Source organism: Qipengyuania nanhaisediminis (assembly GCF_900115585.1).
GTDB lineage: Bacteria > Pseudomonadota > Alphaproteobacteria > Sphingomonadales > Sphingomonadaceae > Qipengyuania > Qipengyuania nanhaisediminis.
The window spans coordinates 226,875-247,303 of record NZ_FOWZ01000002.1 but is presented as its reverse complement, the minus strand read 5'-3'; the positions used below and the strand labels follow the sequence as shown (position 1 = coordinate 247,303).

17 protein-coding genes are annotated in these 20,429 nt (G+C 59.0%); 5 read left to right on the top strand and 12 right to left on the bottom strand.

The window, feature by feature from the left end; all coding sequences use genetic code 11:
* Positions 1–94: 94 nt before the first annotated feature.
* The 11 genes from BM173_RS06785 to BM173_RS06735 all read right to left on the bottom strand — a co-directional run bounded on the left by BM173_RS06785 (position 95) and on the right by BM173_RS06735 (position 14,440).
* Entirely contained in the window at positions 95–1,048 is a 954-nt protein-coding gene (locus BM173_RS06785; protein ID WP_090479115.1) for a cation diffusion facilitator family transporter, read from the bottom strand.
* Positions 1,048–1,914, bottom strand: coding sequence for a hypothetical protein (locus BM173_RS06780; protein ID WP_090479112.1), 867 nt, complete (start codon positions 1,912–1,914; stop codon positions 1,048–1,050). Before BM173_RS06780 ends, BM173_RS06785 begins: the two co-directional genes overlap by 1 nt.
* Positions 1,911–2,540 carry a cation efflux transmembrane domain-containing protein gene (locus BM173_RS06775; protein WP_090479109.1) on the bottom strand — a complete coding sequence of 210 codons (630 nt, stop codon included), beginning with the start codon at positions 2,538–2,540 and terminating at the stop codon, positions 1,911–1,913. Before BM173_RS06775 ends, BM173_RS06780 begins: the two co-directional genes overlap by 4 nt.
* Complete coding sequence (locus BM173_RS06770) at positions 2,537–5,032, bottom strand: heavy metal translocating P-type ATPase (RefSeq protein ID WP_090479106.1); 2,496 nt, start codon at positions 5,030–5,032, stop codon at positions 2,537–2,539. The genes BM173_RS06775 and BM173_RS06770 overlap by 4 nt, the downstream gene beginning before the upstream one ends.
* Positions 5,033–5,148: 116 nt before the next feature.
* Complete coding sequence (locus tag BM173_RS14765) at positions 5,149–5,574, bottom strand: hypothetical protein (RefSeq protein WP_240956886.1); 426 nt, start codon at positions 5,572–5,574, stop codon at positions 5,149–5,151.
* A gap of 13 nt (positions 5,575–5,587) precedes the next feature.
* Positions 5,588–8,851 carry an efflux RND transporter permease subunit gene (locus BM173_RS06760; RefSeq protein WP_137678839.1) on the bottom strand — a complete coding sequence of 1,088 codons (3,264 nt, stop codon included), beginning with the start codon at positions 8,849–8,851 and terminating at the stop codon, positions 5,588–5,590.
* A gap of 37 nt (positions 8,852–8,888) precedes the next feature.
* Positions 8,889–10,037 (bottom strand): efflux RND transporter periplasmic adaptor subunit, encoded by a 1,149-nt coding sequence (locus BM173_RS06755; protein WP_011413836.1) that lies wholly within the window; start codon positions 10,035–10,037, stop codon positions 8,889–8,891.
* 11 nt (positions 10,038–10,048) lie between these two features.
* Positions 10,049–11,302: a TolC family protein gene (locus tag BM173_RS06750; protein WP_010412683.1), complete on the bottom strand. Its 1,254-nt coding sequence runs from the start codon at positions 11,300–11,302 to the stop codon at positions 10,049–10,051.
* 64 nt (positions 11,303–11,366) lie between these two features.
* Positions 11,367–11,711, bottom strand: coding sequence for a hypothetical protein (locus BM173_RS14585; protein ID WP_170002815.1), 345 nt, complete (start codon positions 11,709–11,711; stop codon positions 11,367–11,369).
* A 174-nt stretch (positions 11,712–11,885) separates the two neighbouring features.
* A complete protein-coding gene (locus BM173_RS06740) occupies positions 11,886–13,802 on the bottom strand; it encodes a cytochrome c/FTR1 family iron permease (protein WP_090479097.1) in 1,917 nt (638 codons plus the stop codon).
* Positions 13,799–14,440, bottom strand: coding sequence for a cation efflux transmembrane domain-containing protein (locus tag BM173_RS06735; RefSeq protein WP_011413839.1), 642 nt, complete (start codon positions 14,438–14,440; stop codon positions 13,799–13,801). The genes BM173_RS06740 and BM173_RS06735 overlap by 4 nt, the downstream gene beginning before the upstream one ends.
* A 138-nt stretch (positions 14,441–14,578) precedes the next feature.
* Here BM173_RS06735 and BM173_RS06730 point away from each other — a divergent pair, with 138 nt between their 5' ends.
* On the top strand, positions 14,579–14,974 hold the full coding sequence (locus tag BM173_RS06730; protein ID WP_090479094.1) for a MerR family transcriptional regulator: 396 nt from the start codon (positions 14,579–14,581) through the stop codon (positions 14,972–14,974).
* A gap of 26 nt (positions 14,975–15,000) precedes the next feature.
* On the opposite strand, the gene lspA is transcribed toward BM173_RS06730, so the two are convergent.
* Complete coding sequence (gene lspA, locus BM173_RS06725) at positions 15,001–15,492, bottom strand: signal peptidase II (RefSeq protein WP_090479092.1); 492 nt, start codon at positions 15,490–15,492, stop codon at positions 15,001–15,003.
* Positions 15,493–15,993: 501 nt separating this feature from the next.
* Between lspA and BM173_RS06720 the strand changes: the two genes are divergently transcribed.
* The 4 genes from BM173_RS06720 to BM173_RS06705 all read left to right on the top strand — a co-directional run bounded on the left by BM173_RS06720 (position 15,994) and on the right by BM173_RS06705 (position 20,417).
* Positions 15,994–17,634 carry an acetolactate synthase large subunit gene (locus BM173_RS06720; RefSeq protein WP_090479089.1) on the top strand — a complete coding sequence of 547 codons (1,641 nt, stop codon included), beginning with the start codon at positions 15,994–15,996 and terminating at the stop codon, positions 17,632–17,634.
* A complete protein-coding gene (locus BM173_RS06715) occupies positions 17,631–19,037 on the top strand; it encodes an aldehyde dehydrogenase family protein (RefSeq protein ID WP_090479087.1) in 1,407 nt (468 codons plus the stop codon). The genes BM173_RS06720 and BM173_RS06715 overlap by 4 nt, the downstream gene beginning before the upstream one ends.
* 430 nt (positions 19,038–19,467) lie before the next feature.
* Positions 19,468–19,911, top strand: a complete 444-nt coding sequence (locus BM173_RS06710; RefSeq protein WP_090479084.1) for a CBS domain-containing protein — start codon at positions 19,468–19,470, stop codon at positions 19,909–19,911.
* A 119-nt stretch (positions 19,912–20,030) separates the two neighbouring features.
* A complete protein-coding gene (locus BM173_RS06705; protein ID WP_240049144.1) occupies positions 20,031–20,417 on the top strand; it encodes a hypothetical protein in 387 nt (128 codons plus the stop codon).
* The last annotated feature ends 12 nt before the right edge of the window (positions 20,418–20,429 follow it).

The following is a 20,429-nucleotide window of genomic DNA, read 5'->3' as shown; positions in this document are numbered from 1 at the left end:
GGTGCTGACGGGGGACAGCAATACCGTCCGTGACCGGCGCGCGATGAGGGCTCAGGGTCTGCGAACGGTCGGGCAGGAACAGGCCAGCGAAAGCTTAATCACCGGCCGTGTCTTTCCCGTTGTTGGGTGCCGGGTGGGCAGGGATCAGCGCATCATCGCAGTCCGTAGCGAGGCAGGGCTCGAAAGTGGCATGTGCGATGCCGAAATCCTTTTCCAGCATCGCCCGCGCGCGTCGCTTGACTCCCTCGAATGCTGTTTGGGAGTAATCAACAAGAGTGAGATGGGCTTCGAGCGCCCGGTGATGTTCTCCCAGATTCCAGACATGGACGTGGTGAATATCCTGCACGCCGCCAAGCGCGCGCAGGTTTTCAACCATCTGATCAAATTCCACCTCGTCCGGCACTGCTCCCATCAGCAGACGAACGGTTCGCGGTAGGAGCGTCGCGCCCTGCCAGATGACATAGGCCGCGATGATGAGAGTGATGATGAGATCGGCGACGACGAGATCGTATAGAATGATTAGCACTCCGGCGACGATCACACCGATCGAGGCCAGCGCGTCCGAAACATTATGCAGGAAGGCAGCCTTCATGTTAATGCTGTCATGCGCGCCGCGATAGACAATGAATGCGGTGACGAGATCGATGACAAGTGCGATCCCGGCAACCCAGATCACGGTCCAGCCTTCGACCGGCTGCGGCGCGGCGAAACGGTTGATCGCCTCAACGATCAGATAGAATCCGATGATCAGCAAGGTCGTCAGATTGATGAGCGCGGCGACGACTTCTCCCTGGGCGTAGCCGAAGGTCATCAGCTTGTCCGCCGGCCGCCGGCCTATGCGCCGCGCAAACCATGCAAGACCAAGAGAGGCCGCATCGCTGAAGTTGTGCAATGCATCCGCGATAAGCGCCAGTGACCCCGAAAGGATGCCGCCGACGATCTGGGCAAGGGTCAGGAGGACATTGATCGCGACCGCGAGGATCAGCTGACGATCGCTAAGGTTTTCCTCGCCGTGACTGTGGCCAGTATGATCGTGCGAGTGCGCCATCACTTCTCTCCGCTATTTACGATTTCGTTGCCGGCGGTATCCGGATGCTGAAGGATCGCATCGGAATTATCGATTGCTCCGATCGCGGCGTTAAATCCGACTGCAATCATTCCGAACATCGCAAGCCCGGAGATGAAGGCCGCGAGTGCTGCCAAATTCAAACCTCCCAGTCTGCCCGGGATTTGCAGCAAAAAATGAACCGACCAGATAAGAAAGTATCCTGCGAGTAGAATTGCCAACCGCGCGTCGGTTGTTTCGCTCATGCCGTGGAGAAGCCAAAACCCGGCTACCGCTGCGGCAACAAAGGCGAGTGACAGAAAAACATGGATCGCCAGACGATCCATGCGTTTCATCGCGCTGTCGCGAAATCCGGCTGTTGTCTTTCGCCCCACCAGGAAAAAGGTGATTCCAACCCCTAGTGTTGCTGCGAAACCGGCGAAGACAGACACGGCTGCTGCTGCACCCAGAGCGATGCCACCAAACCCCAGCGCAATACCGCCTTGAAGCGCAATGGTCATCTTCGGCCCGCGTCTTCCCACGGCGTCGGACAGGGTTCCAACTGAGTCGCGATGCGAAGCCCAGCCTCCGATCAGCACCGCCAGAAGATAGAGAGTCCCGCCAGCGGGGAGCAGGGCTGCGTCTATGAAGTCACCCCTTGCTTGTCCAACTGCAGGACCGGTCAAAACAAGCGCAAGTGCGGCAAGGGCGCCAGAGTGGACGGCCGCCGCGAACCCATTTTCGTTCGGGGTAGGCCCGTGCTTTTCTTCCCAGACAACGCCAGCACCCAGGCCGAGGCTTGCCAGCATCGCCAAGGTCAGGATCGCCGACAAATCCTCAGTTACAAATATCTCGTGGACGAGGCTCATTCCCGTGTTTCGCCATGAACCGTTCCCGCTTCGTCGTGCTTGTCACTGTGCGCGTCGCGCAGGATATCGATCCCGCCGTAAAGAGCTATGCCAGCCACAGCGATGCCGACCACAAGGTCCGGCCAGTTCGCGCCTGTGATCATAACGATGACGCCAGCGATGATAATCCCGCCGTTCGAAATGAAGTCATTGAAGCTGAATGTGGTGGCGGCCCGCATGTTGACGTCCTTGTTCTGCATCTTTTGCAACAGGCGAAGGCAATAGAGGTTCACTATGCCCGCGACGGCAGCCATCGCGATCATCAGGATGCCACCCGGCTCAGAACCTTCAACAAACCGCCTGACGGCATCAGCAATCACTCCGCCGGCAAAGATCAAAAGCATGACGCCAGAAAAGCGCGCTGCGCCTCGCTTCCAGGAGCGCGGTCGACTCAGCGCAAGGAGACTGAGAGCGTAGACAAGCGCGTCCGACGAATTGTCGAGTCCGTTGGCCAGCAGCGCATTCGAGTCGCCAAAGTAGCCCATGACGAAAAACCCGACCGCAATCGCAACGTTAAGCCATAAGACGATCCATAATGTGCGGCGCTTGTCAGACGTATCCAGATTGAAGTTATCATCGCCGCTCATGCTTGCGTCTCCATTATCGCCTTTGCACCGCTCTTCTCTTTATACGCCAGAAGCCGGAGCGCGTTGGCGACCACGATCAATGTCGAACCTTCATGAACCGCGACAGCGGGGCCTATCCCGAGACCGAAAATAGTCGCCGGAATAAGCACAGCGACAATTCCGAGACTGACGATCATGTTCTGCCGGATGATCGAGCGGGTCTGCCGGCTCAGATCGACGGCGAAAGGCAGCCGGGCAAGATCATCAGCCATAAGGGCGACATCGGCTGTTTCCAATGCAACGTCCGAGCCTGCAGCGCCCATTGCTATCCCGACAGTGGCATTCGCCATGGCAGGAGCATCGTTAACCCCGTCTCCGACCATCGCAACCTTGTCCTGACCGGCAAGCTTGCGGATGGCCTCGACCTTGTCGTCGGGCATGAGATTACCCCAGGCCTCATCGAGGCCGACATCCTTTCCAACCGCATCGGCCACTCTTTGATCGTCGCCCGAGATCATGATCATTCGGGTGATCCCGAGGCCGCGCAGCGCTTCGAGCGTCGCCTTTGCTGCCGCCCGCGGCGTGTCGAGCAAACCGATCGCTCCAAGATCGCGCGTTTCCGAACGAACGCCCATTGTTGTCCGCCCACGCTCGCGCATGGCCTCGATTTCTCCCGACAGGCCCTCACTGAGCGAAGGAACGCCGTCTTGGCCAAACATTTCGAGCTTGCCGATCCACACCCGCTCCCCGCCAACAATTGCGGTGATGCCCTTGCCTGTGAAGCTTTCAAGATCGCGCGCTTTGGGTAGTGTCTCATCGCCGATCTGCTCGCGGCCATCCTTGACGATCGCCTGTGCCAGAGGATGATCGCTCAGGCTTTCGGCGGCGGACGCAATCGCAAGCAACTCTCGTTCCGCTACGCCGGGCGCTGCCACAACATCGGTAATCCGGGGCTCACCTTTTGTAAGCGTACCCGTCTTGTCGAACGCGATGGCCTTTAGCGCACCAAGATCTTCGAGCGGCGCTCCGCCTTTTACCAGAATACCGCTGCGTGCTGCTCTGGCTACTCCGGACAAGACCGCGCTCGGGGTGGCGATCGCCAAAGCGCAGGGGCTGGCAGCCACAAGCACCGCCATCGCCCGGTAAAAACTGTCGCGGAACGGCTCGTCGATGACAACCCAGGCGAAAAGGAGCAGGCCGGCCAGAGCGAGCACGGCGGGCACAAAAATTCGCTCAAAGCGCTGCGTGAAACGCTGGGTAGGAGATTGCTGAGCCTCGGCTTCGCTCACCATTTGGACGACCTTGGCGAGCGTCGTATCGCTCGATCGCCGGGTCACTTCCACTTCGAGCGCGCCCGATCCGTTGATCGTCCCTGCAAAGACGCGATTGTCATCCGCAAGATTGTCAGGATTGGCGCGCGCAGAAGCGATATTCGAAACCGCGCTCTTGTCGACCGGCACGCTTTCACCGGTCACCGGAGCCTGATTGATGGCACTGACGCCGTCCAGGATGAAACCATCGGCCGGAAGGCGTTCATTCGGACGCACTATGACCACGTCGCCAATCGCAAGCTTCTCGACCGGAACCTCAACGACGTCAGTTCCGCGCTTTACTCGTGCCGTTTCCGGCGCGAGCTCGGCGAGCGCCTCGATCGCCCTCTTGGCGCGGCCCATCGCGTAGTGTTCGAGCGCGTGGCCGAAACTGAACAGGAACAGCAGAAGCGCGCCTTCGGCCCATTCCCCAAGAAAGGCGGCGCCCGCAGCAGCGACAAGCATGAGGCTGTCGATTTCGAACCGGCGGAGGCGCAGATTGTCCCACGCCTCTCGGACGGTAAAGAATCCGCCAAAGAAATACGCTGCGAGATAGCACGCGAATGGCAGCCATCCGGGATGCCCAGACCATAGTTTCTCAATCCCGAACCCGGTCGCGAGAAATGCGCCCGAGGCGAGCGAGAAATAGAGTTCGGTGTTCGCGCCGAAGATTCCGCCATGACTGTGTCCGGCATGATCTTCATCATCGTGACTATGGTCTTTGGAAGAGTGCTCGGCGTTCCTGACGACATCGCCCGCCAGAACCGACACGCCGAGGTTCTTGAGCTCGCCCGCAATCCTAGGCTCATCGGTTAGCTGACGGTCGTATTCGGCGATGAACCTCCCGCTCGCATCAGCATTTGCTTCGAGGATACCGGGTTTGCTCGCCAGCAGGTCCGCGACCGTTTGGGCACGGCGGGTGGAATTGATGCCATCGGCTTGCCAGACAACGTGTCCGTAGCGTTCGGAGATTTCCGCTCCGGCCACATGGGCCAACTCCTTGATGCGGGGGACAGTCAGGCGATCGGCATCGTATGATATCGCTAGTCGGGCGGATGCATCTTTCTCGCCGGGCAATATCGTGACTTCGTGCACGCCGATCCGCGAGTTGAGCAAAGACTGCAAGCGAGCGATGCAATGGTCGGTTTCGCTGGGGATGTCGGGAAGGAGCGGTGAGACTTCGAGTTCGATGGTTCGTGTCATTGCCTATTGCATCCCATTGGAAATTGACCGCTCCCGGTGCCGCAGACCCGTAAGCTTGCAGGTTCGCGAAACCCGAATAGGGACTAGCGAAGCCCGCATATTGCGTAAAGAAAGCGTCAATGTGCGTCCTGACCTGCCGGCACTTTCAGCGAATTCGCTGGACAGCGGTGAAACGTGCGCGTGACACCGCGATAGTTGCGGGTTGTAAGTTTTTCGGCGGTGCGCTCTTCGATGGTAAGATGACGAACCCGCATCGGCCGTTCATGACCTTCAAATGGCATGTGCGCGTGGGTGTAAGCGATGGCATCGCCCTCGTCTCGCCAAATTCCGACGGCGGCGGGGGCACCGTCCGGAAGCTGCACTTCGGCATAATAGCCATCTGCGAAAAACACCCAGGCCGGTCCGCTATCACAAGACCGCGTTTCACCAAGGCTCCAGACACCGGCGATCGGAACAAGCGTGCTCTGATCCTGCGCCGATGCTGGAACACTTGAAAGTATCAGGGCGCCGGCAAGGGTCACTCTGAGCTGGCTAGTAATCATTGATACTCTCCATTCACGTAACCTCTTGCAGCTCTTGCCGTTCCTCGGGAGTGACGTTGCGGCGCAGGCGGTCCCACCAGCGTTGACGCCACGTCCGGTCATCCTTTCTGGTGGCGAAGACGAGCTTTAGGATCGCGGGAAGGACGAACAAGGTGAGCGCAGTGGCGGTGATCAGACCGCCAATGACCACCGTTGCCAGAGGCCGTTGAACCTCCGCTCCAGTGCCGGTCGCGATCGCCATGGGGACAAACCCGAGCGACGCGACCAGAGCCGTCATCAATACTGGACGCAAGCGCGCCAGTCCGCCTTCCACGATGGCCTCATCGAGCGCCATCCCCTTGTCCAGACGCTGGCGTATTGCAGTCACCATCACGAGACCGTTGAGGGTCGCCACGCCCGAGAGGGCGATGAACCCGACTGCCGCCGAAACCGAAAACGGCATTCCGCGCAGAGCCAGCGAGAAGATGCCGCCAGCGAGGGCGAGCGGGATCGCGCTGAAAACAGCCAGAGCGGGAACCCAGCCTCCGACTGCCATATAGAGCAACAGGAGTATAACCGCGAAAGCGATCGGGATAACGATCTGCAACCGTTCCTGCGCAGCCTGAAGGTTCTGGTACTGGCCGCCCCACTCGATGAAGGCTGCAGCGGGCAATTCGACCTGCGCCTCGACATTCGCCCTCGCTTCCTCAACGAAGGAGCCAAGATCGCGCTCGCGCACATTGGAGGAAACGATCACCAGCCTGCGTCCCTGTTCACGGCGGACTTCGGCAAGGCCATCCACAACCCGGAATTCGGCGACCGAGCGCAGCGGTATGGTCGCTCCGTTCGGAAGCAGCACCGGCAATGCACCAAGCTGATCGAAATCATCGCGTGTCGCATCCGAAAGCCGAACGACGACCTCGAACCTTCGATCGCCTTCAAAGACCAGCCCGGCAGGCCGCCCGCCCAAAGCAATTGCGACGGATTGAGCGACGTCTTCGACCTTCAGCCCATATCGAGCGATCGTTGGACGATCGAAGGCAATATCAAGCGTTGGGAAACCGGTGACCTGCTGGACTTTAACATCCGCAGCTCCCTCGACCTCGCGCAAAATCCCGGCGACCTCGTTCGCTGCCGAGGTCATGGCGGTCAGGTCGTCGCCGTAGATCTTGACCGCGACATCGCCGCGCACGCCAGCGATCAGTTCGTTGAAGCGAAGTTCGATTGGTTGGCTGAACTCATAGAGATTGCCAACCAGGCCTCCCAGAGCACTCTCCATTTCTGCCACCAGATCATCTTTCGAAAGATCCGGGTCAGGCCATTCATCGCGCGGCTTCAGGATCACATACGCATCGGAGGCGTTGGGCGGCATCGGGTCGCTGGCCACTTCCGCAGTACCGGTACGTGAGAATACAAGCTGCACTTGCGGAAATTCCTCCAATCGATCTTCTACTCGCCGCTGCATCGCCAGAGACCGCTCGAGAGATGTGGAAGGGATTCGCAATGATTGCACCGCGATATCGCGCTCGTCGAGCTGCGGTGTAAACTCGCTGCCAAGGAAACTGAACACCAGAGCAGCAACGGCAAAAATGCCGGCACCGGCCCCGATCACCGGCCAAGGGCGGGCGATGGCTTTGCGGACAAGAGGCCCATAGCGTTCCTTGGCGATCCGGATCGGTTTGACTTCCTTCTCCGTCAGTTTTTTGTTCAGCAGGATCGCGATCATCGCCGGGACGAAAGTCAGCGAGAGTACGAATGCCGACGCGAGCGCCAGCATGACCGTGATGGCCATCGGCGAGAACGTCTTGCCCTCGACTCCGGTGAAGGTCAGCAACGGTGCGAACACCAGAAGGATAATCGCCTGACCATAGACAGTCGGCTTGATCATCTCCTGCGCGGCAAGCCGCGTTTCCGTCAGCCGTTCGCCAAGTGTCAGGAGCCGGCCCTCATGCTCCTGTCTGGCCGCAAGACGTGCCACACTATTCTCGACGATAATCACGGCCCCATCGACGATCAGACCGAAGTCAAGCGCGCCCAGACTCATCAGATTGCCTGACACTCCGAGCCGGTTCATGCCGATCGATGCCATCAGCATCGAAAAAGGGATAACCAGAGCGGCGATAATTGCGGCCCGTATGTTGCCGAGCAAAAGGAACAGGATGGCTATGACCAGCAGCGCACCCTCGACGAGATTCTTCTCGACGGTCGCGATCGTTGCATCGACGAGAGACGAACGATTGTAGACGATTTCGGCTACCACACCTTGCGGCAGGGAGGCGCGGACTTCGTCAAGCCTCTCAGCGGCCTGGGCTGAAACAGTGCGGCTGTTTTCTCCTGCCCGCATGAGGACGGTACCAACCACAGCCTCGTCGCCATTCAGCGATGCAGCCCCGGTTCTGAGATCACCGCCAATGCTGACCGTTGCGACATCTCCCACGCGAATGGGAACGCCTCCACGTGTAGATATGACTGCTTGCTCGATGTCCTGGACACTGCCGAGCCGTGCATCGACACGAGCCAGCAGGGCTTCTCCTGATCGCTCGACGAAATTCGCGCCTTCGGCAAGGTTGGCGGCTTCCAGCGCATCGATCACCTCATCGAATGAAAGCCCGTAGCCTGTCATGCGAGCAGGATCGGGCTGTACGAGATATTGCTTTCGGAAACCCCCGATGGAATCGACACCGGCGACGCCATCGACCGACCGCATGAGTGGAGCGACCACCCAGTCCTGAATGGTACGCAGATAAGCAGCCTTAGCGACATCGCTATCCAGCCTGTCACCGCGTTCGGTAACGAAGCTTCCGTCGGACTGCCAACCGACCGCATTGCCCTTCGGTGCTTCCTTGCCCCCCGGATGCTCGAACTCGATCGTATACATGAGTACTTCGCCCAGACCGGTCGAGATAGGTCCCATTACCGGTTCTGCTCCTTCGGGCAGCGAAGCGGTGATCGGCGTCAGGCGCTCATTGACCTGCTGCCGCGCGAAATAGATGTCAGTACCTTCTTCGAAGATTGCAGTAACCTGGCTGAACCCGTTGCGCGAAATCGAACGGGTCATTTCCAGACCATCGATCCCGGCGAGACCGGTTTCCACCGGATAGGTTACCTGCGTTTCGACCTGGGAGGGGGAAAGGGCGGGCGCTTCGGTATTGATCTGCACCTGAACGTTCGTAATGTCGGGTACGGCGTCAATGGGAAGCCGAAGAAGGTTCATCACGCCATAGATGGCAACACCGATCGTCAAAACGACCATGGCCCAGCGAAAACGCACGGCCATGTCTAGGATCATGCCGATCAGGCCGTGGCGGTGCGAGTGCTCCGTTTCCTGCATGCGATCAGTGTCCATGTTCGGCTTCCTCTTTTTCGAGTTCGGCTTTGAGCAGGAAGGCATTCTCGGTTGCGATCCGCCAGTTCGCTTCGAGACCGGATTCGATCACCACGCGGCCTGCGGAACGTGCGCCGGTCACCACCGGACGGGTCTGGAAGCCGCGGCGCGTGCGCACGAAAACCACTTCCTGGCCGTCGAGTGACTGCACCGCGCTTTCGGGCACCGACATGCGGCCCGTGTCGACCTCGCCCGAAGGCCGGATGCGCGCTTGCAGGAAGGCACCTGGTTGAAGACCGGGGATGGACCGCGTGAGCGAAAGGACTGCCGTCGCGCTGCGGCTCTCAGGATCGAGCGATGGCGTGACGGAGCGGACCCGCGCTCCGATCTCGCGGTTTTCTGCAAGTTCCAGCGTGGCTTCATCGCCTGGCTGAATACGGCTCGCTTCTGCAGAGGGGAGCGCGACTTCGATCTGCATCGCATTAGGATTCACGATTTGGTAGAGTTCCTCTCCCGCATCGACAAACGAACCAAGGACAATAGGCGCCGCCGTTACCCGTCCTGCAAGAGGGCTGGTAACCGCCAAAGACCGACCGTCGCCACTCACGCCCGCTGCCGCAACCGCTGCCTGCGCGCGGGACAGTTCTGACTGGGCGACCTGGAGATTGGCGCGCACCGCTTCGAGATCCTGCCGCGCCGTAACATTGGCTTCGAAAAGCCGGCGTTCGCGCTCATAGGCGGCTGACAATTCGTTGACGCGCGCGCGCGCCGCGCTTAATTGCGATGCCAAAGCTGCCGCTTCCGCACTTTCGATACGCGCAATGGTTTCACCCTGCCGGACGTAATCACCCAGCGTTTTTTGAACGCTCCGCACCACGCCCGCCGCTCGCGCATCGATCCGCGCGCTGCCTGTGGGGCTAGCGGCGATTGTGGCTGGGAACACTAGCTCTACCGCCGAGCCCTCACCAACGGTCTCGACCATGATTTCGGAGCTTCGAATCTGCTCTTCGCCGAGTAGGACCAGTCCTTCCGGGAGATCGCTTTCTTCGGTTTCCTCTTCGCTGTGCGGTTCTGCGCCGTTGTCCGGCCACAGCATTACAGCAGCCGCAAAAACAAGAATGATCAGGCCGATCAGTACGGCCAAACGCTTACGGTTCATGGGTATTTTCCTCATTGGGCGCCAAGCCAGATCAACTGCGCCGCCAGGCGACCGCGATCTTCCTGGGCTTGGATCAAGGCTTCTCGGATTGCATCGCGGGCTTCGGCCGCAGCCAGAACCTCGATCAGCGGGAACCTGCCGTTGCGATACCCAATCCGGACGAGGCGCAAGGCTTCTTCCGCTTGAGGCAGGGAGGTTTGGGACAGAGTCTCTACACGAGCCTCGGCGGCGAGAAAGCGGCCGCGCGCCTGGGTTACTTCGAGTTCGAAATCCGCGCGGGCGACAGCCTCGCGTGCGGAGGCCGCGCGGAAGCGGGCCTCGGCAGCGGCGATGTTACCCTGATTGCGATTGCGGAAAGGAAGGGGAATCGAGACGCCCACTAGGAAGGCCTGATCCCTGCTTTCCTCGAACCGCCTGACACCGGCGGAGATGGCCGGATCGGGAACACCCAAAGAGCGCTCCCTGTCGATCGCAGCGTCCGCCGCCTCGCGTTCGGCACGCGCGACTTGGAGACGCAAAGCAGAAGGCGATGCAAGAAGCATCGCAGGAGGTTCGATCCCGGGAAACGCCGATGGCACGTCCGGGGGAGGGGACGTTTCACCCCAGAGCGCCACCAACGCGCTCCGCGCCGCTATCTCTGAAGCTCGCGCGGCTTCAAACTCCGCCTCGGCTTCAGCAAGGGCCGCTTCTGCACGAAGCGAGCGCAGCGGCGGCTCGCGGCCAACTTCGACAAGCAGGCCAGCTATACGCGCGAGTTCGCGATTGCGTTCGACTACGTCGCGGGCAAGTTCCAGTCGCGCAGCTGAAGCGACCGCCTCGATGTAGCGTTCGCGCACCATGCGACTCAGCTCAGCGACCGACAATTCTCCAGAAAGCATTGCCACGCGCGCCTCGGCCTCGGCCGAGCGAATGCGTGCGCCCCGCTTGCCGCCTAGCTCGAGGCGCTGACTCAAAGACAGCGTATATTCGGTTGCTTGCAGCCCTGAAAAGGCACCGCTTCCTGCGATGTTCTCCGCTTCAAAGGCAAGCTCAGGATTTGGCCGAAGCCGTGCCTGATCGATAAGCGCGCGTGCCGCGTCCGTTTCGGCCTGCGGCCCGATCAAACGCGGATTGTCTGATTGCACCTGCGCGCTTTCGTCCACCCCCGCACGCGCGAGAGCTTCGTCGAGCGTCAACACCGCGCGTTCTTGTGCACGCACCGCACCGGGCAGTACTGCGAGGCTCAGCCCTGCAAAAAGGGCGCCTCGCCAAATAATGGCAAACATGAATTGATTTTTCCTCTACTGACATGCCGAATGCGCGCCGACATTGCGGCGGCAATACTGGACGTCAGATTCGAGGAGGGGGCGTCAAAATCGCTTGCTGGACTGCAGTCAGGCCGACGGGTTCGAAGAAATGCTGTGCACCGGATGAACGCTCACCGGCCCCGATATCCGCATTGCCTGCAAATTGGACTCCATGATGGCAATGGCCGTGGGCGCAGATGCCATGCTGCTCATTCGGGCTGTCCGGCAAGTCTTGACCAGTCTCGCTACTTGCAGCTTTGACACTTGTAAGTTCGCCAATTTCAGGCCCGCATACCGCCGCGTCCACGCTTACGCTGAACACCAGGCCGAAGAGAATCAGCATGGCGAAAACCGGCTTCAAGGCAAGAAGGGGCATACGGAGGGTCATGACACTTTGGCCCCGCTAGCAGGACCAATCACATGGCACAAGTCGATATTCTCTTCGAATGCCGAAGCCGTCGCGCAGCTCAATGCATAAGAACGAACAAATGCGCTATTCATGTACCGACCTGGGTCGACACAAACGCCGTAATAGAAAGATATATTATCACACTGCATCGCGTTACCGGTCATTGTTTGATGCTCGGGTGTGATTAATCCAGAAACCAAGTAAAAGTGCGGATGCCATTGCAAATTGAGCGCCAATCACTTGGAACGTCGGATAAACTCCAAGCATACTTAGTCGCGGACCGCCGGCTATCGGTGCAATTCCGATCACACCCGCTTCCTGCAAGCCCGCGATCCCTTTGCCAATCAGGACAATCGCAAGCAGGGCGATGAGCACCGAACTGTAGGCAAAGAACTTTCCGATCGGCAGCGTCCGGCTGTAGCGCAGCAGCAGCCAGGCGATGACGACAAGGAGCAAACCGGCCGTGGCAGCGCCCGCCAGCAGATAGCCCGTACTTCCCTGAGCGGACAGCGCAGCGTAAAAAAGGATGGTTTCGAAGACCTCTCTATAGACGACAAGGAATACGATCCCGAACAGGAACCAGAGCGATCCGCGCGAAAGCGCCTTGCCAAGCTTGTCGCGGATATAGCGCTGCCAATTGTCTGCCTGTGATTTTCCGTGCATCCAGACGCCAACCGACAGAAGGACCAGCGCTGCAATCAGCGAACCGAATGCCTCGATCGATTCCCGGCCGGCACCGCTGATGTCGAGAAGATAGGTCGCCGCAAGCCAAGTAAACGCGCCTGCTACCAGCGCACCGGTCCACCCGCCATGGACAAATCGCAATGCCCGATCCTGTCCCGCCTTCCTCACGAAAGCGATCATGGCGATCACGATCAGCAATGCCTCCAGACCCTCGCGGAGGAGGATCGCGAAAGATGCCACAAAGGTTGACCATCCCGTCGCAGATTCCGGCGTAAGGACATTTTCAGCCTGTACGAGCAAACCCTCGATGGCCCGGATCCGTTCGCTTATCGCAGAGGTCGGCAGATCTGCGTCGATGGCTGCACGCAAGTCCATCATCCCGCTCTCGATACGCACCAGAAGATCCGGATTGCGTGTCGCCAATATCGGTTCGACGGGTTCGAACCCGTCCAAATATGCCGACAGTGCGAGCTCCTTGGCCCGGGAAATATTCCCGTTCGCGTGGGCGCGTTCAGCTTCTGCGAGCCGGGTACGTGTGATGCCAAGAGGCCCCGCTGCATCGGCGATCGCCGACGGGTTGGCCCGAAGATAGGCCATGAGCGCGTCCGCGCGCTCTTGCCCGATCTCTCCTGCCAGTTCGTCCGGCGTGATCTTCGTGAGAGCGGCAAGATCGGGAAAGCGTTTACGTAGTTCGGAATCTGACTTCCATAGACGCGCCCCTTCGTCCGCCGCCTCAAAGGCGACGGATCCCGAATAGAAGGCCAGGGCCCAACGATCGTCGGAGGAGAGCTGTGAGAAACCGGGCATGGCGGTGCCATCGATCCCTTGGTCGATAACCTGATAGAGACCCATAATGCTACGCTGGCGCGCGCGATCGACGTCGGTAAATGCGATCGGCGGTGGATCAAGGCCCGCAGACGCCGGCCCGCGACCGTTTCCTGACACCCCGTGGCAACTGGCACAAGTCTCCTGGTACAGCAGTCTTCCGCGCTCAAGATCGGGCGCCCTCGAAGGCGAGAGCGTGATCGGATAGATGGCTAGGAGATCCGCAGCGAGCTTTCTGGCTGCCGTGGCAACTTGATCAACGGGGGCCATCGAGAGGATATCGGCTTCAAGTTGCTTCGCGTTTGCCTCTAGCCGAACGCGACCGGGGCTTTCAGGCAATTCCGCAATACCCGATCGTACCGAACCGGCGAATTCGACCATTTCCTCATATTCGAGTTCGTTGACGACTTCGCCGTCCTCGACGGCAGCTGCATAATCTACCGCCATGTAATCGAGCAAGCGCCAGATCGTGTTGGGTTCTGCCGCCAACGCTTGCGCGCTGCCGAACGACAACAGAAGGGCCAGGCAAATGCCGGACAGGCGCGCCAAATATTTCATCATGCAATCTGCTGCGTCTTCATATCGCTGCGCGCATGGCGGATAATTTCGAGAGCCGAATGGAGGAACAAAAACGCAATCGCAGCGGCCACGATGATATCAGGCCATGCGCTTCCCAACCAATAAACCAAACCGGCTGCGACGATGACCGCGACATTGGCCAGGGCATCGTTGCGTGAAAATAGCCATATCGCGCGCGCTTGAGCATCGCCTCCTTTGCGAAAGCGAGCGAGCACAAAAACGGCGGCAAGGTTGATAAGCAGGGCGACAAACCCCACCCAGCCCATGATGCCGGCTTCCGGCTGCACCATATCGAACATGCGCCAGATCGCCGCGCCGATCACACTCACACCAAGCGCCGCCAGAAACAAACCTTGCGCGAGCGCCACCCGAGCACGCGTCGATGCCGTCCATCCGAGCGCAAGCAGTCCGATGAAGGTGATCGAGCCATCGCCAAGGAAGTCTAGCGCGTCGGCTTTGAGCGCCTGGCTCGCGGCTAAAAACCCGGCGGCCAGCTCGATCATGCCGAAGCCGACATTGAGGATAATCACGATCCAAAGCGCGCGGCGGTATTGCGGATCGTCAACCGCCCTCTCAGGGTCGCCGGTGCAACCACAGTCTTCCGAATCATCTAAACTCATGGTTTCTAAGCTTTACAATCTCCAGTTACTGGAGGATCAAGGACTTTCTGCGAACTTTTCGCAGAAAGTCTGACGGCCGATGTGCGATTGCGTCGCGGAGACACACACCCTGCGATGGCCATCATCGAGGATTAAAGAATGCAGATAGGAAAAATTGCCCGCGCGACCGGGACCAAAGTCAACACCGTTCGCTATTATGAAGAGATCGGTCTTCTGAAGCCCGCTCCGCGCTCCCAGTCGGGACGAAGGATTTACGCAGACGCCGATGTCGAACGGCTCGTATTCATCCGGCGGGCTCGGGGTTTGGGCTTTTCGGTGTCCGAAGTTCGCTCGCTGCTCGAAGTGTCGGACGCACCAAACCGGGATTGCAAGGACGCTGCGAATTTGGCACGAAATCATTTGCGCCGGGTGGAAGAGCAGATCGAACAGCTGCAGGCGATGAGACAGGAACTGATCGGCCTGGCACGGGCCTGCGATGGGGGCACTGCCACCGACTGCGGCATCATCGGCGGGCTTGCTAGAAAATCCGCCTAAAGATTGCCTCGGCAAAAGCGCAGAATCTACACTTTCGGCGCGGTGCCATCGTCGCGCTGCGTTTCTCCGGACCACCAGGTAACGAGAAGCAATGCCACTCCAAGGACTATTCCGACATCTGCGAGATTGAACGCCGGCCAGTGATAGCCGCCGACATAGAAGTCGAGAAAATCGGTGACCGCTCCGTCCGCCAGTCGGTCGGCAACGTTACCCAATGCACCGCCAATGATCGAACCTATCGCGGCGGATTCGAGGCGTACGGTACTGCGCCAGAGCCATCTGGCCAGAACGCCCACGACAAGAAGCGCGAACCCGGACAGCAAATAGGGCGCGATTGGATTGCCGGAACTCAGAAGGCCGAATGTAACACCGCGATTATATCCGAGCACCAGATTGAAGAATGGAAAAACATCTATCGTGCGGGCAGGGTCCATGACCACATTCACAATAAGCCATTTTGAAATGAGATCGCTCGCGAAGACTGCAACGGCGATCGAAAGACCAAGACTTCGGTACATATTGGTTCCTTGGATGATCGGCAGATATCTCTGATTCTCTGGACGATAGAAATCAGGTCTGGGCCCGGTACTCGTCGATCATGTCAATGCAGATAGGTCAACTGCACCGCCGATCACTGGCCTAGCCATTCAGGCATCCGAATGTCATCGGCACGTGATTCCAGCGCGGGAAAATATCTGTCTCCGCCATGCCTTGATGGGCAAGCAAAACATTTTCGCCGATGTCGCAAATTGCACCGGTTTCGCGTGGGGGCACACAAGGTGGATCGCGGACTCATACTGCGGCGGTGGGAATGTCAAGAAACGCAGTCCCTACCTTCCTACCAAACCCAAGGGCTATGATTTTTAGGATACTTTTTGCGGCTACGCGCATTTCAGAACATTCGCTGAACGGCATGGTGCGAATGAGGCGGGGCTCCTTGCGTCTGTGACTCTCTTTGCGGTTGTAGTGAGAAAGCATTGCCGTAGGGCATTCATGCTTCTGAAAAGGGAATATCGAAAATGAAAGCCTCTGACTTGTTTATCGCTGCATTAGAGGCTGAAGAGGTGGAATACATCTTTGCCGTTCCCGGCGAAGAAAACCTCGACCTGCTGGAATCCCTGCGCACGTCCTCAATCGAATTGGTATTGACGCGCCATGAGCAAGGTGCGGGCTTCATGGCGGCGACCTATGGCCGTCTGACCGGCAAGGCGGGGGTTTGCCTCGCAACTCTCGGGCCTGGTGCGACGAACCTGACAACTCCGGCAGCCTATGCCGCGCTCGGGGCCTTTCCGCTCATCATCATCACCGGGCAGAAACCGATAAAGACATCGAAACAGGCGCAGTTCCAAATTGTCGACGTTGTTTCGCTGTTTACGCCGCTATGCAAGGCTTCGACCCAGATCGTGAACGGCAATCGCATCCCCTCGCTCGTTCGCGAGGGTTTCCGCCTGGCGCAGGAAGAAAGACCGGGCGCTGTGCTGCTCGAGCTTCCGGAAGATATCGCTGAAGAGGAAACGATCGAACCGGTCATACCGCCGCATCACAGGCGTTATGCGGTCGCCGGAGATGCGGCGCTCGACGAAGCGGCCGAGCGGATCATCGCGGCTGAGCGGCCATTACTGCTGATCGGAGCCGGAGCAAACCGCCGCCGCGCTTCGAAGGCGTTGCGCAAATTCGTGGCCGATACCGGCTTTCCCTTCTTCGACACCCAGATGGGCAAGGGCGTGGTCGATGAAGATAACGAGCTCTATCTGGGCACCGCGGCGCTATCGTCGGGCGATTATGTTCACTGCGCGATCGAGAAGGCCGATCTGATCGTCAATATCGGTCACGACGTGGTGGAGAAGCCGCCCTTCTTCATGGAGCCGGGCGGGCAGACCGTCATCCATATCAATTACAAGGCGGCCGAAGTCGATCAGGTCTATTTCCCGCAGCTGGAGGTAATCGGTGACATTGCCGGTTCGGTCGAGCGGCTGGGAAACCGCCTGGATGGCAAGCTGCAGTGCGATCGCAGCTATTATACCGCCCTGCATCACGAGATTGCTTCGCACATTTCCGAAACCAGCGACGACGAACGTTTTCCGATGGTCCCCCAGCGCGTGGTTGCCGACGTACGCAGCGTAATGGCGCGCGATGATATCGTTGCGCTCGACAACGGTATCTACAAGATCTGGTTCGCCAGAAACTACATTGCGAATGAACCGGGCACCATCCTTCTCGACAATGCATTGGCGACGATGGGCGCGGGCCTTCCATCCGCCATGATGGCGGCGATGCTGTCGCCCGGGCGCAGAGTTCTCGCGGTATGCGGCGATGGCGGGTTCATGATGAACTCGCAGGAGCTGGAAACGGCCGTCAGGCTGGGCCTGAACCTCGTCGTACTCGTCCTGAACGATGCGGCATACGGCATGATCCGCTGGAAGCAGGACCAGCTCGGCTTTCCGGACTACGGCCTGACCTTTTCCAATCCCGACTTCGTCACCTACGCACAAAGCTATGGAGCGACCGGTCACCGGGTCGAACGGAGCGCAGATCTTGTGGCGGTCCTGAACGACGCATTCGAGGCGGGCGGCGTGCATATCGTCGATCTGCCCGTCGACTATTCCGAAAACAAGAAGGTGCTGATCGACGAACTCGGCGCGAAGGTGTGCGAGCTATGAAAACGATCGTTCACAATCCTTTCGACCGCTCGCCGATTGCAGAAGTACCGCTTGTTGACTGGGCTCAAATCGATGAATGGCTGAATGAAGCGCAGTTGCTCCACCGCGACCGCAGTTGCTGGCTTGCCGTGCACGAGCGTATCGCCATCCTCCGGCGGGCGGCGGATATCATGCGCGAACGAGCCGAAGAACTGGCTCTCCAGATCGTCAGGGAGGGCGGCAAGCCCTTGGTCGATGCGCGCGTGGAAGCCGGTCGCGCGATCAACAGCGTCGACTTGTGCGTTCAGGCGCTCAGCGATGGCGGCGGCCACGAGATCCCCATGGACCTGACAGACGCGGGTGCGGGACGGACGGCGTATACCTTCCGCGAACCGATCGGTCCTGTCGCGGCGATCTCGGCATTCAATCACCCCCTCAACCTGATCGTCCATCAGGTCGGACCGGCGGTAGCAGCCGGGTCCCCCGTTCTCATCAAGCCTGCGCTGGAAACGCCTCTGTCATGCCAGAGCTTCGTGAGCATTCTCCATGAAGCCGGCCTGCCCGAGGCCTGGTGCCGGTTCGCTCCGTGCAGCAACGATGTCGCCGAAAAAATGGCAACCGATCCGCGCACGGCGTTCTTCTCATTCATCGGTTCTGCGAAAATCGGCTGGATGCTTCGCTCGAAGCTGGCGCCGGGAACCCGCATTGCTCTCGAGAACGGCGGCGCGGCGCCGGTCATCGTGGACAGCGGCGTGGAGCGCGCAGCAGTGATCGCCTCGTTGCTCAAAGGCGGGTTCTATCATTCGGGTCAGGTCTGCGTTTCCGTGCAGCGCGTATTCGTCCCTGCTGCAGAATTGAAAGACTTCGCCAATGACCTGGGGCGAGCTGCCGAAAAGCTGGTCGTGGGCGATCCCGCCGATGCTGAAACCCAATGCGGCCCCTTGATCCGGACGGAGGAAGTCGACCGCGTCGAACGCTGGGTCGATGAAGCCATCGCAGCAGGCGGTACCCTGGTGTGCGGGGGAAGCCGTCTGAGTGACACTCTTTTCTCCCCGACCGTCATTGTCGATCCTCCCGAAAGTGCCAAGGTATCCCAGGAAGAAATCTTCGGCCCCGTGATCTGCGTGTATGGCTATGACGATATCGACCTGGCTATCGAGCAGGCCAATGCCCTGCCTTACGCCTTTCAGGCCGCTATATTCACCGATCGGCTGTCAATCGCCAATCATTGCATACAGTCTCTGGCGGGATCGGCTGTGATGGTGAACGACCATACGGCATTCCGCGTCGACTGGATGCCTTTTGCAGGGCTGCGCCGCTCCGGGCTTGGCGTCGGCGGGATCGCCTATACGATGGAGGATATGAGCCTTGAGAAAATGGCCGTCTGGAACTGGCCAGAGGATGGTTTTCGATCAGATCGATAGGAGCGTTCGATGATTGTCCCGCACACGGACTATTGAAAAAGCAGTTACTTATCGCTGCTACCCGATCTTCAACATCATGAAGACTGAGACGAGAGATGGCCGCGAATTCTTCATAAAGCGGGCAGACACTTGCATTAGGGCGGCTATCGCTGCGGAGACTGTGAAGAGCAATGAAGCGGGCCGGTGCCTGTGCCTCACGCCTCTCGGCGGACCCATACTTCTGTATTCCTGGGCTTCTGGGTAAGGCCTATTCAGATGCTAGCGCCTTCCATGAGGTGGCGAATGCCATTCTACAGCTTTCGTTCGGCATGACCGTGCCCGTTCGTCCATATCGATTTCATCCGGAAATGCGAGAGGAACATTATCCGGCGCCTCGCCGTTGCAATGGTACGCAAATATTCAGGTATTTAATAGAAATTGGAGACATATCATGGAAGCCAAGAATGTGATGACCTCGAATCCTGCATGCTGCAATCCTTCGACCAGGGTACGGGAGGCCGCTAATCTCATGGTGAAAAACGACTGCGGCGAAATTCCGGTTGTAGATGATTCCGGCACACTGGTCGGAGTGATTACCGATCGTGACATTGCTTGTCGCTGCGTCGCAGACGGCAAGTCTTCTGACACGTCGGTAGAAGACGTGATGACAAGCTCTCCGATTACTGTCACACCCGACACGAGTGTCGATGATTGTCGCAGCAAAATGGAGGACAACAAAGTTCGGCGGCTTCCTGTTGTGGACGAGAGTGGCAAATGTTGCGGCATCGTTTCACAAGCCGACATTGCTCGGCACGCGAACGAAAAAGAGACCGGCGATCTGGTGCGTGAGGTATCGGAACCCACCGAGGAAGCGTCAAAGTCAGGTTGCTGTTAGGCAAATTTGAGCAATAGGTTTGGGCTTCGGGTTTGCTGAAGCGAAAACATAAATCTGACCTTTGTCTTCAGCCTGATAACCGACTTGCACATCGTATGCGTTCGGACTATCCCAAACCGGTGACGTATATTCGTGCTCTTACTTTGATCTGCTTCAGCTTCGGCCTGTTTGTGCAGGACGCAGCACAGGCAGCTGTTCCGCAGATTGAAGTGGCCGGAACGACTGATTGCGCTGAAATGGTGCAAGGCATGCCCAATCACACAATGCCCGAGCAGGTGATGGCCGATAAGGACAATGCCGAGCAGCACGGGCCTTGCTGCGAGATGACACTCGATTGTCTCGTTGCGATGAATTGTTTTCCGCCCCTGGCGCTTACCGGCTCGGGACTGGCGCATACAGAACCGCTTTTTGTTGCGCCTCAGTACCTTTCCGCGAGTGCCAGCAGGCTCGAGAGCCAGCCGCTACCGCCGGAATCGCCACCTCCACAACGCCAGCTCACCATCTAGCATTTCCCGGGC